The organism is Cupriavidus alkaliphilus (assembly GCF_014191175.1).
GTDB classification, from domain to species: domain Bacteria; phylum Pseudomonadota; class Gammaproteobacteria; order Burkholderiales; family Burkholderiaceae; genus Cupriavidus; species Cupriavidus alkaliphilus.
The window spans coordinates 345066-358628 of sequence record NZ_JACHWE010000003.1 but is presented as its reverse complement, the minus strand read 5'-3'; the positions used below and the strand labels follow the sequence as shown (position 1 = coordinate 358628).

At 66.6% G+C, this 13563-nt stretch carries 12 protein-coding genes; 4 read left to right on the top strand and 8 right to left on the bottom strand.

Translation table 11 applies throughout. The features are described 5' to 3' along the window. Positions 1 to 195 precede the first annotated feature (195 nt). The 3 genes from FHX60_RS13145 to FHX60_RS13135 all read left to right on the top strand — a co-directional run bounded on the left by FHX60_RS13145 (position 196) and on the right by FHX60_RS13135 (position 3300). Positions 196 to 981 carry an IclR family transcriptional regulator gene (locus FHX60_RS13145; protein WP_012352591.1) on the top strand — a complete coding sequence of 262 codons (786 nt, stop codon included), beginning with the start codon at positions 196 to 198 and terminating at the stop codon, positions 979 to 981. 141 nt (positions 982 to 1122) lie between these two features. Continuing rightward, on the top strand, positions 1123 to 1872 hold the full coding sequence (locus FHX60_RS13140; RefSeq protein ID WP_183283594.1) for a FadR/GntR family transcriptional regulator: 750 nt from the start codon (positions 1123 to 1125) through the stop codon (positions 1870 to 1872). A 15-nt stretch (positions 1873 to 1887) separates the two neighbouring features. Then, positions 1888 to 3300, top strand: a complete 1413-nt coding sequence (locus tag FHX60_RS13135; RefSeq protein WP_112775449.1) for an FAD-binding oxidoreductase — start codon at positions 1888 to 1890, stop codon at positions 3298 to 3300. 67 nt (positions 3301 to 3367) lie between these two features. Here FHX60_RS13135 and pbpG read toward each other — a convergent pair whose 3' ends face one another. From pbpG to FHX60_RS13110, 5 genes are all read right to left on the bottom strand, one after another. Then, positions 3368 to 4585 carry a D-alanyl-D-alanine endopeptidase gene (gene pbpG / locus FHX60_RS13130; RefSeq protein ID WP_133250546.1) on the bottom strand — a complete coding sequence of 406 codons (1218 nt, stop codon included), beginning with the start codon at positions 4583 to 4585 and terminating at the stop codon, positions 3368 to 3370. Between the two features lie 273 nt (positions 4586 to 4858). Then, entirely contained in the window at positions 4859 to 5581 is a 723-nt protein-coding gene (locus FHX60_RS13125) for a nitroreductase (RefSeq protein WP_092313486.1), read from the bottom strand. Positions 5582 to 5597: 16 nt separating this feature from the next. Next, positions 5598 to 6056: an acyl-CoA thioesterase gene (locus FHX60_RS13120; RefSeq protein ID WP_112775448.1), complete on the bottom strand. Its 459-nt coding sequence runs from the start codon at positions 6054 to 6056 to the stop codon at positions 5598 to 5600. Positions 6057 to 6140: 84 nt separating this feature from the next. Then, positions 6141 to 7067, bottom strand: a complete 927-nt coding sequence (locus FHX60_RS13115) for a DMT family transporter (RefSeq protein WP_112775447.1) — start codon at positions 7065 to 7067, stop codon at positions 6141 to 6143. Next, complete coding sequence (locus FHX60_RS13110) at positions 7064 to 7990, bottom strand: histone deacetylase family protein (protein WP_183283593.1); 927 nt, start codon at positions 7988 to 7990, stop codon at positions 7064 to 7066. The genes FHX60_RS13115 and FHX60_RS13110 overlap by 4 nt, the downstream gene beginning before the upstream one ends. A 358-nt stretch (positions 7991 to 8348) precedes the next feature. Here FHX60_RS13110 and phaP1 point away from each other — a divergent pair, with 358 nt between their 5' ends. After that, positions 8349 to 8927 (top strand): TIGR01841 family phasin PhaP1, encoded by a 579-nt coding sequence (gene phaP1 / locus FHX60_RS13105; protein WP_092313498.1) that lies wholly within the window; start codon positions 8349 to 8351, stop codon positions 8925 to 8927. Positions 8928 to 9287: 360 nt separating this feature from the next. On the opposite strand, the gene lpdA is transcribed toward phaP1, so the two are convergent. The 3 genes from lpdA to aceF form a co-directional block, all read right to left on the bottom strand. Continuing rightward, a complete protein-coding gene (gene lpdA, locus FHX60_RS13100) occupies positions 9288 to 11072 on the bottom strand; it encodes a dihydrolipoyl dehydrogenase (RefSeq protein ID WP_112775445.1) in 1785 nt (594 codons plus the stop codon). Positions 11073 to 11105: 33 nt separating this feature from the next. Then, the gene (locus tag FHX60_RS13095) at positions 11106 to 11780 is read right to left on the bottom strand and encodes an Ntn hydrolase family protein (RefSeq protein WP_183283592.1); all 675 of its coding nucleotides are present in this window, start codon (positions 11778 to 11780) and stop codon (positions 11106 to 11108) included. 72 nt (positions 11781 to 11852) lie between these two features. Beyond that, positions 11853 to 13532, bottom strand: a complete 1680-nt coding sequence (gene aceF / locus FHX60_RS13090; RefSeq protein ID WP_183283591.1) for a dihydrolipoyllysine-residue acetyltransferase — start codon at positions 13530 to 13532, stop codon at positions 11853 to 11855. Between the last annotated feature and the right edge of the window lie 31 nt (positions 13533 to 13563).

Below are 13563 nucleotides of genomic sequence, written 5' to 3'. Positions count from 1 at the left end.
TTCGGCGCCGCGGGTGGCGCACAAAGCGTTCATCGGCGCCATGAATGCGGTGTCATGCACGGCACGCGGGGGTGCGACATCACGGGCGGTTTCTTACCGGAATGTCATTTCACCTATTGAAATTTTCACGATGCGAGATAGAATCAGGCAGACGCTTAAAAATGCCGCAAGGCAACATTTCTACTTTTCCCAACCATGTCCGACGCAGACAAGTCACCCGGCAAGACGTCCATCCAGGTCATCGAGCGCATGATGACCCTGCTCGACGCTCTCGCGCAGCATGCCGACCCGGTCAGCCTGAAAGAGCTGTCGCTGGCCACCGGCCTGCATCCTTCCACCGCGCACCGCATCCTCAACGACATGGTCGCCTGTCGCTTTGTCGACCGCTCCGATCCCGGCAGCTACCGGCTCGGCATGCGGCTGCTGGAACTGGGCAACCTGGTCAAGGCGCGCCTGTCGGTGCGCGACGCGGCGCTGGCGCCGATGCGCGCGCTGCACCGTGTCACCGGCCAGACCGTCAACCTGTCGGTGCGCCAGGGCGACGAGATCGTCTATATCGAGCGCGCGTACAGCGAGCGCTCGGGCATGCAGGTGGTGCGCGCCATCGGCGGCCGCGCCCCGCTGCACCTGACCTCGGTGGGCAAGCTGTTCCTGGCCGCCGACGAGTCGGCGCGCGTGCGCAACTACGCCACCCGCACCGGGCTGGCCGGCCACACCCGCACTTCGATCACCGACCTGGCCAAGCTCGAACGCGAACTCAACTGGGTCCGCACCAACGGCTATGCCCGCGACAACGAAGAGCTGGAACTGGGGGTGCGCTGCATCGCCGCCGGCATCTATGACGATTCGCGCCGGCTGGTGGCAGGCCTGTCGCTGTCGGCACCGGCGGATCGGCTGCAGGACAGCTGGCTGCAGAACCTGAAGGACACCGCCCTGCAGATCTCGCGCGGCATGGGCTACGTGACCGAAGCCGCCGCCTGAGGCCCACCCGGCCACGCACCGCCTGCGCGCGGGCTGCCGACAAGGCAGTCCGCGCGTTTTGCTTTGGCGGAATGGCGAAATCCCGATACAAGGGTTTACCCTTTGTTTTCAGATAACCAGCAAACCTTATAATCGACGGTCATGCGAACCCGCACCGTCACCCTTACCGAACAGGTCACGCGCCAGCTGCGCGCCGAAATCGAAAGCGGCACCTACCCCGTCGGCAGCCGCCTGCCGACCGGCCGGCAGCTGGCCGAGCAATACGGCGTCAGCGCCGCCGTGATCCGTGAAGTCACCGAGCACCTGCGCTCGCAGGGCTTTGTCGAGTCGCGCCAGGGCGTTGGCTGCACGGTGCGCTCGCGCACCGGCGCAGCCGGCTTCCAGCTGCCGCGCGACCCCGAGCTCGACGCCGGCGAGCTGGCCGACCTGTACGACCTGCGCATCGACCTGGAAGGCGCCGCCGCAGCCTTGGCCGCGGTGCGCCGCACCGATGACGACATAGCCGCGCTGACGGCGCTGCTGCAGCGCCTGCAGGCCCGGCTCTATGACCCGCAGCCGGCTGCCGATCTCGACGCGGCGTTCCATATCGGCATCGCCGCCGCCACGCACAACCCTTACTACCGCCAGCTGCTGCAGTACCTGAACCTGCAGCTGCACCAGGCCGTCGCCACCGCGCGTGCCAATACGCTGCGCCAGCCAGGGCTGGCCGAGACCGTGCAGGCCGAACACGAGGCCATCGTTGCGGCCATCCGCCACGGCGATGCCGGCGCGGCGCGCGCGGCGGCGGTGGCGCACCTGCAAAGCGCCGCGCACCGCCTGGGGTTGTCGCTACGCACGCGCGCCGACGCAGCAACGTCGGCAAGCGCCGCCAGCCCCGCATCCCTTTCCTGAGACGACACCACCATCATGCAAAACGGATCCTTTGCCCAGCGGCTCACCGAAGCCCTCGGCCCCGACACTGCGCTGACCCGCCCCGACGACATCGCGCCCTGGCTGTCGGACTGGCGCGGCATCTACCGTGGCCAGGCCCAGGCGGTGCTGCGGCCCCGCAGCGTCGACGAAGTGTCGCGCGCGCTGGCGCTGTGCCAGCAGGCCGCGGTGCCGGTGGTGCCGCGCGGCGGCAATACCGGCCTGTGCGGCGGCGCCACGCCCGACGCGCGCGCGCAGAACGTGGTGCTGAGCCTGGACCGCATGAACGCGGTGCGCTCGCTCGACACCATCGCCAATACCATGGTGGCCGAGGCCGGCTGCATCCTGGGCAACCTGCGTCGCGCGGCGCAGGACGCCAACCGCTTGCTGCCGCTGTCGCTGGCCGCCGAGGACTCGTGCCAGATCGGCGGCAACCTGGCTACCAATGCCGGCGGCGTCAACGTAGTGCGCTATGGCATGACGCGCGAACTGGTGCTGGGGGTCGAGGCCGTGCTGCCCAACGGCGAGGTCTTCCATGGCCTGCGCACGCTGCGCAAGGACAATACCGGCTACGACCTGAAACAGCTGCTGATCGGCTCCGAAGGCACGCTGGGGGTGATCACCGCAGCGGCGCTGCGCCTGTTCCCGCGCACCGATACGCGCAGCGTGGTGCTCGCGGCGGTGGCATCGCCCGCGCAATCGCTGGCGCTCTATGAACTGCTGTTCGAGCAATGCGGCGCACGCCTGCAGGCCTTCGAGTTCTTTACCGGCGATTGCCTGGACCTGGTGCTCGCGCATGCGGAAGGCGTGCAGGAACCGTTCGCGCAGCGCTACCCGGCCTATGTGCTGGTGGAACTGGCCGACACCACCGATGAGGCCGCGCTGAACGCGCTGCTGGAACGCGTCATCGGCGAGGCGCTGGAGCGCGAGCTGTGCCTCGATGCCGCGGTCTCCGCTTCGCTGGCGCAACTGCAGGCGCTGTGGAAGCTGCGCGAGGAAATCTCCGAAGCGCAGCGCGCCGACGGTCCGCATCTCAAGCACGACGTGTCGCTGCCGATCGAGCAGATCCCGGCCTTCATGGCATCGATGCAAGCCCGGCTGCGCGCGCTCGATGCCGCGATCCGGCCCTTCGTGTTCGGGCACTTCGGCGACGGCAACCTGCACTACAACCTGTCGCGCCCGGCCGGCGCCCCCAAGGACTGGGCGGCCACGCAGGGCGATGCCGTGACCGACGCCGTGCTGGACGAGGTGATGCGTTACGGCGGCAGCATCAGCGCCGAGCATGGCATCGGCCAGCTCAAGCGCCATGCCTTCCTGGCGGTGAAGGATCCGCTGGAATTGCGCCTGATGCGCGAGATCAAGGCGGTGTTCGATCCCGCCGGGATCATGAACCCCGGCAAGCTGCTCTGACCGCTGCCGCGCCAAAGCAAAACGCGCCGCAATGCGGCGCGTTTTTTTTCCGGTCAGGCGTGCGGGCTCAGATGCCGCGCGATTGCTGCGAGGCCAGCACCGCGTGGGCGCTGCCCGGACCCTGCGTCAGGTTCGGCGAGGACGGGAAGCCGCGCTGCGGCGAGGACGGCGAATGCTCGAGCCAGTCCTTGACCCGGTTGGCATCGGCAAAGCGCGACAGCTTGCCGGCCGAATCCAGGAACACCATCACCACGTTGCGCCCGTGCACACGGGCCTGCATCACCAGGCACTGTCCGGCCTCGGAGATAAAGCCGGTCTTCTGCAGGCCGATCTCCCAGTTGCCGCCGCGCACCAGGCGGTTAGTGCTGACGTAATGCTGGGTGCGGCCCAGCACGTTGACTTCATGCTCGGTCTGGGTCGAGTACTCGCGGATGGTCGGGTTGCGGTACGCGGCATTGACCATCCGCACCAGGTCGGTCGCGCTCGACACGTTGCTGCTCGACAGGCCGCTGGAATCGACGAAATGGCTGTCGTTCATGCCGAGCTCGCGCGCCTTACGGTTCATGGCCTGCACAAAGGCCGGCAGGCCGCCCGGGTAGTGGCGGCCCAGCGCCGAAGCAGCGCGGTTCTCGGACGACATCAGCGCCAGCAGCAGCAGTTCCTGGCGCGTCAGCTGCGTGCCGAAGCGCAGGCGCGAGCTGCTGTGCTTCTCGGTGTCGCGGTCTTCCTCGGTGATGGTCAGCACCTCGTCCATCGGCAGGCGCGAGTCCATCACCACCAGCGCGGTCATCAGTTTGGTGATCGATGCAATCGGCAGCACCGCGCCGGCATTCTTCTGGAACAGCACTTCGTTGGAGTTCTGGTCCATCACCAGGGCCACGCTGGAGCGCAGAGCCAGGGCGTCGTCGGTGTCGCGCAGCCCCATGGCTTCGCCCAGCGAGGGCTTCGACGGCGTAAACGCCGCCCGCACCGGGGCAGCGCGCTGCGCCACCACGACGTGGCGCTTGCCCTTCTTCAGCACCACCACCTTGCGAGCGGATCGTGCTTCACTCTTGGCAACCTTGGCGTTTCGCGAGCTTTTGGCAACTGGCTTGGCCGCAGTCTTTTTCTCGGCTTTAGCGGATTGGGCCTGCTTTTTGGTTGTTTTTTGCGTGGATGCGGCCTTGGTGGCCGCTTCGGCCACGGGCACCGCGACCATCGACACCGACACCAGTACCGCGGCGGCGACGGCGGACAAGGGTGTGGAGCCGAAGAATCTGGAGAAAATGGAATCAGACCGGAACATGATTCGTTCAGCGCATAGGAATGGCGCTAGTGTAGGAAATAAAGAAATTGTTAGCAAGATTAAAGACTTACAGACGCTCCTTAAAGTTCGATTCACATACATTTCCACATTACGAAAAAAGTTCGTGATGCATCACGTCTGTGATCGAACACCGGCAGGCTTGACCCAAGCGCAGTCCGGTTCACCCTTGCTACCCCTTGGTAGCGACGAAGCCAATACCCACAGCCATTGCTGGTTATCGGCCTCCATCGTTACATGTTGAAACAAATTTCACTATGAGAGAAAACGCGCAAACCCGCTGACTGGCTCCCGTTCCGTGGTGAGGCGGTTTGCGATGGCCTCCGGATCGGCAAAACCCAGCGACATGCCGCACACCACCATTTCTTCCGGTGGCAGCCGCAGGTGGCTGGCGATGATCTTGTGGAACTGCGTGAACGCCGCCTGCGGGCAGGTATCGAGCCCGCGCGCCCGGGCGGCGACCATGATGCTTTGCAGGAACATGCCGTAGTCGAGCCAGCTGCCCTGCTCCATGATGCGGTCGATGGTGAAGATGAGGCCCACCGGCGCATCGAAGAAACGGAAATTGCGCGCATGCTGTTCGTGCATGCGCGCCTTGTCTTCGCGGCTGATCTCGAGCAGCCCGTACAGGTCCCAGCCCACCTTGCGCCGCCGCGACAGATACGGATCGGCCCATTCGCGCGGATAGTAGGGGTACTCCTCGCGGTACTTGCTGTCGCGCTCGGGATCTTCATAGGCGGCCAGCACGTCGGCGCACAGCTTCGCCTTGGCCTCGCCCGACAGCACATAGACGCGCCACGGCTGCGTATTGGTACCGGACGGCGCGCGGCTGGCTACCGCCAGGATCTCTTCCACGGTGCTGCGCGGCACGTGCGTATCGAGAAAGGCCCGCACCGAACGACGCGTTAGGATCGCACGATCCACGCAGTCCACGGCATCCTGCGAGCCGAGTTGCTTCTCGTGGGACATCTTGTTCATCTCCTGTTGCCCCGTCCTATTCCCGTGCGCCCGTCACCGCGCCCGCCGCCGCCAACGGCAGCAGCGCTTCGCGCAACGCGCCCGGCAACGGTACCGGCCGGCGCGTAGCGCGATCGACATAGACGTGGATGAAATGCCCTTGCGCGGCAGCGACCTCGTTGTCGCCGCTGAACAGGCCGACCTCATAGCGCACGCTCGACGTGCCCAGCCTGGCTACGCGTAAACCCGCTACCACGGTCTCGGGAAAGCTGAGCGACGAGAAGTAGTTGCACTGCGTCTCGATCACCAGCCCGATGGTGTCGCCCGACGTGACATCGAGCACGCCCTGCCGGATCAGGTAGGTATTCACCACGGTGTCAAAATAACTGTAGTAGACAACGTTGTTAACGTGGCCATAGACATCGTTGTCCATCCAACGCGTAGTGATCGGTTGGAAATACGGATAGGCACTGCGGGATTCGGCTTGGGGTTTCATGGGGCGAGAAGGCGACAGGAGGCGAGACGGTACGAAATGCGAATATTCTGAACCAGCGGCCTACGCGATACGAACGCGCTGTCGCTAGCGACGGATGACAAGCGCGACACCCAGCGCGGCCAGCACCATGCCGGCGGCCGCCAGCGGCGGGAAGCGCTCGCCGAACAGCAGCCAGGCCATCACCGCCGTCGTGGGCGGGGTCAGGTACATCAGGCTGGACACCTTGGTGGCCGCACCCTGGCGGATCAGCAGGAACAGCAGCGAGATCGCGCCGATCGACAACGCCACCACCGACCACGCCAGCGCGCCGAGCATCGCGGCAGTCCACTGCACCTCCCGCGTCTCGAACAGGAACATGAACGGCACGCAGGCAAGCGCCGCCGCGGCGAACTGGATCACCGAACCCATGCGCAGGTCGAACACCGGGCAGAAATGCCGCTGGTAGACCGTGCCCACGGTGATGCTGAACAACGCCCCGGCGGCCAGCGCGAGGCTGGCCGGCGTCAAGCCGCTGGCACCCAGCTTGTTCGCCACCACCAGCGCCACGCCGGCAATGCCCAGCAGCAGGCCCAGCCACTGGCGTGCGCCGATGCGCTCGCCCATGCGCGTGGCAATCAGCGCGGTCAGGATCGGCTGCATGCCAACGATCAGCGCCGATACGCCTGCCGGCATGCCGAGCTTGATCGCGGCCCATACGCCGCCGAGGTACCCCGCCTGCAGCAGCAGGCCGGCCACGGCGATATGCCCGACCGCGCGCCAGTCGGTTGCCGTCGACCCCGTCACGCGCGGCAGCGGCACGCGCGCCAGCAATACGAACGGCACCATCAGTACCAGCACGCCGGCAAAGCGCAGGAACAGGAAGGTCATCGGCTCCGCATACGGCATGCCGTATTTGGCGACGATAAAGCCGGTGCTCCAGATCAGCACGAACAGCCACGGCATCGATGCCACCCACAGTGTGGCGCGCGGGCTGGCCGCGCCGCCGCGGCTTGACTCGATCAGCTCGCTCATGATGCAAGTTGCGCGGCAAGCTGCGCGTACCGGGCGTGATATTGCGCGGCGAGCCCCACCGTCTGCGCATGGACCGCAACGGTGTCCTCGATCTGGTTGCCATAGCCGCCGGCCATGGTCACCGCCACCGGCAGGCGGCGTGCTTGCGCGGCGTCGAACACGAGGCGGTCGCGCCGTGCCAGGCCGGCCATGGTCAGTTTCAACCGCCCGAGCCGGTCCCCCTCGTGCGGGTCCGCGCCGGCCAGGTAAATCAGCAGGTCCGGCTCAAAGCGGCGGAACAGCGTGTCCAGCGCGGCCTGCAGCGCCTGCGCGTAAGCCTCGTCGTCGCAGCCATCCGGCAGGCCGACGTCGAGGTCGCTCGCTTCCTTGCGGAACGGGTAGTTCTTCTCGCCATGCAGCGACAGCGTGAATACCGATGGGTCGCCGTGCAGGATCGATGCGGTGCCGTTGCCCTGATGCACGTCCAGGTCGATCACCGCCACGCGGCGCACGGCGCCGTCGCGCTGCAGCACGCGCGCGGCGATCGCGGCATCGTTGAAGACGCAGAAGCCGCCGCCCTTGTCGGAGTACGCGTGGTGCGTGCCGCCCGCCAGGTTCACGGCTATGCCTTCACGCAGCGCGCCGCGGCAGGCCTCGATGGTGGCGCCCGCCGAGCGGCGCGAGCGCTCCACCATCGCTTCGGACCAGGGAAAGCCGATCTCGCGCTGGCGCGCGGCGTCGAGGGTGCCAGCCGAGGCGGCCGCCACGTATTCCGCCGTGTGTGCCAGCAGCAGCGCATCGTCGCCGGCGCGCGGCGCCTCGGCCAGGCGCAGCCCCGGCACCTGGGCCGACACCGCGTCGCGCAGCATGCTGTACTTGCGCATCGGGAAGCGATGTCCGGGCGGCAACGGCAGCACGAAGTGGTCGGCGTAGAAAGCGAGCATGGAAAGAGGCCTGGGCGATTCTGTTCACATCTTGTTGGGGTTCCGGCCTCGGCCGGTCGTACCGGCGCGGGCAGCCTGGCATGGTAGCACCCCTGTCCGGGCATTGCCGGCGGGGCTGGGAATGGCTACGGCATCACTTGCAGCATCCCGCTCTAACCGGATTTTGTGCAACGCACAAAATCTCCTTGACATTGGTTTGGCCGCCCCTAAAATACGGCTTGTTGCGGCGCACAAACGGATTCGCGCCCTGACCCACCCACACGCCTGGGCTGGCCGAAACGGGCGAAACACCGTCACGGCCCTGACATCTAGGCGGCTTAATTTGCTTGACCTTGAAGTTCACCACTGGAGACCAGCAATGATCCTCACCCCGGAACAAGTCGCAGCAGCACAAAAGGCTAACCTCGAAACGCTGTTCGGCCTGACCACCAAGGCGTTTGAAGGCGTCGAAAAGCTCGTCGAACTGAACCTGCAGGTCGTCAAGACCACCTTCGCCGAAAACGTGGAAAACGCCAAGAAGGCGCTGTCGGCCAAGGATGCGCAGGAACTGCTGGCCCTCCAGGCCGCAGCCGTGCAGCCGGTCGCCGAAAAGACCCTGGCCTACACCCGTCACCTGTACGAGATCGCTTCGGAAACCCAGAGCGAATTCGCCAAGGTGGCCGAGGCCCAGCTGGCCGAAGGCTCGAAGAACGTGCAGGCCCTGGTCGAGAACTTCGCCAAGAACGCCCCGGCCGGTTCGGAATCGACCGTGGCCATCGTGAAGTCGGCGATCTCCGCTGCCAACAACGCCTACGAGTCGGTGCAGAAGGCGACCAAGCAAGCGGTCGAAATCGCTGAAACCAACTTCCAGGCCGCTGCTTCGGCTGCGACCAAGGCTGCCCAGCAAGCCAGCGCCACGGCCCGCACGGCCACGGCGAAGAAGGCCACTGCTGCCTGATAGCCAGTGTTGAAGATGGACCGGCTGCGGCCGGTCCGTTGGCAAAGCCCATCGCCATGCGATGCAGTGGGCTTTGCCAACGATAAAGGAAGTGCCCTGACCGACCGGCCCGGCGCTGCCTTGTCTGCCGATGTCTCCTCGGTACCGCGGTCTCCTTGTCCAAAGGTATCGTTAAACCCGACCCCTACAGGTCGGGTTTTTTTTGGCTTCTCTCTCTTCCAGCCAGCCTTCTCGCTGCACTCCCCGCTTCGCTGCAAGCCACTGGATATTGACGCTGGCAACTTAAGGCGGTTAATTGCGAAATCATGCAAAACAAAGCCCGCCATCAAGGCGGGCTTTGTCATCGCAGCGGGCAGCGCCTCAACGCTTGCGCGGCGGCGGCACGTCGGTACACGTGCCTTCGTAGATCTCGGCCGCCATGCCGATCGACTCGCCCAGCGTCGGGTGCGGATGGATGGTCTTGCCGATATCCACCGCGTCGGCCCCCATCTCGATCGCCAGGCACACTTCGCTGATCAGGTCGCCGGCATGCGTGCCGACGATGCCGCCGCCGATCACGCGATGCGTTTCCTCGTCGAAGATCAGCTTGGTGAAACCCTCGTCGCGGCCGTTGGCAATGGCGCGGCCCGAAGCGGCCCACGGGAACACGCCCTTGCTGTACTTGATGCCCTGCGCCTTGCACTCGTCCTCGGTCAGGCCGGCCCAGGCCACTTCCGGATCGGTAAAGGCCACCGACGGGATCTGCTTGGCATCGAAGTAGGCCTTTTCGCCATGCGCGGCTTCCGCGGCCACGTGGGCCTCGTGCACTGCCTTGTGCGCCAGCATCGGCTGGCCGACGATATCGCCGATCGCGTAGATGTGCGGCACGTTGGTACGCATCTGCTTGTCGACGTCGATAAAGCCGCGCTCGGTCACGGCAACGCCGGCCTTCTCGGCGCTGATGCGCTTGCCGTTGGGCGAGCGGCCCACCGACACCAGCACCAGGTCATAGCGCTGCGCCTCGGCCGGCGCCTGCTCGCCCTCGAACTTGACGTAGATGCCGTCCGGCTTGGCTTCCACCGCGACCGTCTTGGTGTTCAGCATCACCTTGCCGAAGCGGTCCTTGTTCTTCTTTTCCCAGACCTTGACCAGGTCGCGGTCGGCGCCATTCATCAGGCCCGGCAGCATTTCGACGATATCGATGTCGGCACCCAGCGTGCTGTACACCGTCGCCATTTCCAGGCCGATGATGCCGCCGCCGATGACCAGCATCTTGTTGGGCACTTCGGGCAGTTCCAGCGCGCCGGTCGAGTCGACGATGCGCGGGTCTTCCGGGATGAAGGGCAGCTTCACCGCCTGGCTGCCGGCGGCGATGATGGCCTTGTCGAAGCGGATCACGGTCTTCTTGCCGGTGGTCTGCTTGCCTTCGCCTTCGGTCAGTTCCACTTCCAGGTGATGCGGGTCGAGGAAATTGCCGACGCCGCGCACCACCTGCACCTTGCGCGCCTTGGCCATGCCGGCCAGGCCGCCGGTCAGCTTGCCGACCACCTGGTCCTTGTAGTGGCGCAGGCCGTCCAGGTCGATCTTGGCTTCGCCGAACAGGATGCCGTGGGCGGCCAGCGCCTTGGCTTCGTCGATCACCGCGGCGTTGTGCAGCAGCGCCTTGGACGGGATGCAGCCGACGTTCAGGCAGACCCCGCCGAGCGTGCCGTAACGCTCCACCAGCACGGTATTCATGCCCAGGTCGGCGGCGCGGAAGGCGGCCGAGTAGCCGCCGGGACCGGCGCCCAGCACCAGCACCTCGCACTGGATATCGGCACCGCCCGCGTGGCTGGCGGCGGCGGGAGCCGGCGCCGCAGCGGGGGCCGGCGCGGCGGCCTGCGCGGGCGCCGGGGCCGGTGCGGGGGCAGGCGCGGCGGCTGCGCCGGCCTGGGCCTCGATGGTGCAGATCACCGCGCCCTGCCCCACCTTGTCGCCGACCTTGACCTTGACGTCGACCACCTTGCCGGCGGCCGACGACGGCACGTCCATGCTGGCCTTGTCGGATTCCAGCACGATCAGGGACTGCTCCACCTCGACCGTGTCGCCGGCCTTGACCAGCACCTCGATCACTTCCACCGCGTCGAAATCGCCGATATCCGGCACCTTGACTTCGATCACACTCATGTTTGCTCCTCTATGCGCGCCCGCCTCTCGGCTTCAGGGCGCGCCGTCGTTGTTGGTTGCTGCGTTGCCGCTCGCCGGATCGCCGCCCGCGCCATCGTCCGCGCCGTCGTCCTGGTCCGGGGTCGCCGCGGCATCCTGCTCGTGCAGCCGCACGGTATGCACCTCGATCGGTCCGGACGAGCTCTTGTCGAACTCCACGCCGGCATCGACGCCGATGCGCGCGATCTCGCCCGCGCCGAGGTCCGGCCGGTCATAGACCGCGTGCATCGCGCCCAGCGCATAGTTGCGGCCCGAGCCGATGCCCCAGAAGCGGTCGAACGAAAACACCTCGCGATACGAGTAGACGCCGAAGATGCCCGCCGGATTGGCGAGCAGGCATACGATCTGCGACGACTCGTAAGGGTCGTCATCGTCTTCCTTGGTATTGACGAAGTAGTCCGACTTCAGCTTCTCGTGCACCTTCAGGAAGGTGCGGAACACGTCGTCGCGCGAGCCCAGCCGGCATTCATCGCCCAGCCCAGCCAGCAGCGTGCGCATGACCGGGAAGTGCGCCGTGGTCCCGGCCAGCGCGATAAAGCCGTCGCCCACCGGAAACACTTTCTGGTTGCGCTCGTACGCGCGCGACAGGCGCGTATCGCCGAAGGTCACGAGCGCGTCGGCCGCGATCGCCACCTCGGCGCCCTTCCTGACGACAACACAGGTAGTCATGGCTTGCTCCCGGTTGCGCGTGGCGCGCCGCACGGGCCGGGCCTTCGCCCCGCCCGCGCGGCGCCACCCCGCTTAGAGCAGGATGCGGCGGAAGTCCGCCAGCAATTGCGCGAAGTACGTGTTGAAGCGCGCGGCCTCGGCACCGTCGATGACGCGGTGGTCCCACGACAGCGACAGCGGCAGCGTCAGGCGCGGCGCGAACTGCTTGCCGTCCCATACCGGCTTCATGTACGACTTGCACACGCCCATGATGGCCACTTCGGGCGCATTGATGATCGGCGTGAAGTACGTGCCGCCGAGGCCGCCCAGCGACGAGATCGAGAAGCAGCCGCCCTGCATCTGGTCGGGCTTGAGCTTGCCGTCGCGCGCCAGCTTGGCCAGCTCGCTCATTTCCTGGCTGATCTCGAGCACGCCCTTCTTGTCGGCGTCCTTGATCACCGGCACGACCAGGCCGTTCGGGGTGTCGGCGGCGAAGCCGATGTTGAAGTATTTCTTCAGCACCAGATTGTCGCCGTCGAGCGAGGCATTGAAGTTCGGGAACTTCTTCAGGGCCGCGACCGTGGCCTTGATCATGAACGCCAGCATGGTCACCTTGATGCCGGCCTTCTCGTTCTCCTTGTTCAGCTGCACGCGGAAGGCCTCGAGCTCGGTGATGTCCGCTTCGTCATGGTTGGTGACGTGCGGGATCATGACCCAGTTGCGGTGCAGGTTGGCACCCGAGATCTTCTTGATGCGCGACAGGGCCTTGCTTTCGACCTCGCCGAAGCGGGTGAAATCGACCTTCGGCCACGGCAGCAGGCCCAGCTCGCCACCACCGGCGCCGGCAGCGGCCGCCTGGGCCGGCGCGGCGGCCTGGCCGGTCATCACGCCCTTGACGTAGTTCTGCACGTCTTCCTGGGTGATGCGGCCCTTGGGACCGGTGCCAGGCACGCGCGAGACATCCACGCCCAGCTCGCGCGCGAACTTGCGCACCGAGGGGCTGGCATGGGCGGCCTTGCCGGTTGCGCCGGCGGTGGCGGCCGGCGCAGCAGCGGGCGCGGCGGCCGGCGCCGGGGCGGCTGCCGCAGCCGGGGCCGGTGCCGGCGCGCTGGCAGCCGGGGCCGGTGCCGCGGCGGCAGCGGCCGGTGCGGCAGCAGCGGCGCTGGCAGCGCCTTCCAGGATCAGCAGCAGCGTGCCTTCCGACACGTTGTCGCCGACCTTGACCTTGACTTCCTTGACCACGCCGCCCTGCGGCGAGGGCACGTCCATGGTGGCCTTGTCCGATTCCAGCGTCACCACCGCGTCTTCCGCGCTGATGGTGTCGCCCGGCTTGACGTGGACTTCGATCACGGGCACGGCGTCGTAGTCGCCGATATCGGGCACCTTGACTTCGATGGTGCCGCCGGCGCCAGCCGGCGCCGCGGCAGGAGCCGGCGCGGGAGCGGGGGCCGGAGCCGCTGCGGCAGGTGCCGGAGCGGGGGCGGGGGCGGGAGTGGGCGCAGCCGCCGGTGCGGGGGCGGCCGCAGCCTGGCCGGCCGGTTCCAGCATCACCAGCAGCGAGCCTTCGGCCACGTTGTCGCCGACCTTGATCTTGACGTCCTTGACCACGCCGGCCTGCGGCGAGGGCACGTCCATGGTGGCCTTGTCGGACTCCAGCGTCACCAGCGCGTCTTCCGCGTTGATGCTGTCGCCGGGTTTCACATGCACTTCAATGACGGGAACGGCGTCATAGTCGCCGATATCCGGCACCTTGATTTCAATCGCTTGACTCATTCAGTGTCTCCTGGGCAGGCCGGCACGCGCG

Bases quoted from the DNA above. Each gene is read 5' to 3' on its own strand.
- FHX60_RS13125 (WP_092313486.1), bottom strand. From the start codon at position 5,581: ATGAACAAGATGTCCCACGAGAAGCAACTCGGCTCGCAGGATGCCGTG.
- FHX60_RS13110 (WP_183283593.1), bottom strand. From the start codon at position 7,990: ATGCTCGCTTTCTACGCCGACCACTTCGTGCTGCCGTTGCCGCCCGGA.
- FHX60_RS13095 (WP_183283592.1), bottom strand. From the start codon at position 11,780: ATGACTACCTGTGTTGTCGTCAGGAAGGGCGCCGAGGTGGCGATCGCG.
- lpdA (WP_112775445.1), bottom strand. From the start codon at position 11,072: ATGAGTGTGATCGAAGTCAAGGTGCCGGATATCGGCGATTTCGACGCG.
- pbpG (WP_133250546.1), bottom strand. From the start codon at position 4,585: ATGTTCCGGTCTGATTCCATTTTCTCCAGATTCTTCGGCTCCACACCC.
- FHX60_RS13140 (WP_183283594.1), top strand. From the start codon at position 1,123: ATGCGAACCCGCACCGTCACCCTTACCGAACAGGTCACGCGCCAGCTG.
- phaP1 (WP_092313498.1), top strand. From the start codon at position 8,349: ATGATCCTCACCCCGGAACAAGTCGCAGCAGCACAAAAGGCTAACCTC.
- FHX60_RS13135 (WP_112775449.1), top strand. From the start codon at position 1,888: ATGCAAAACGGATCCTTTGCCCAGCGGCTCACCGAAGCCCTCGGCCCC.
- FHX60_RS13115 (WP_112775447.1), bottom strand. From the start codon at position 7,067: ATGAGCGAGCTGATCGAGTCAAGCCGCGGCGGCGCGGCCAGCCCGCGC.
- FHX60_RS13145 (WP_012352591.1), top strand. From the start codon at position 196: ATGTCCGACGCAGACAAGTCACCCGGCAAGACGTCCATCCAGGTCATC.
- FHX60_RS13120 (WP_112775448.1), bottom strand. From the start codon at position 6,056: ATGAAACCCCAAGCCGAATCCCGCAGTGCCTATCCGTATTTCCAACCG.
- aceF (WP_183283591.1), bottom strand. From the start codon at position 13,532: ATGAGTCAAGCGATTGAAATCAAGGTGCCGGATATCGGCGACTATGAC.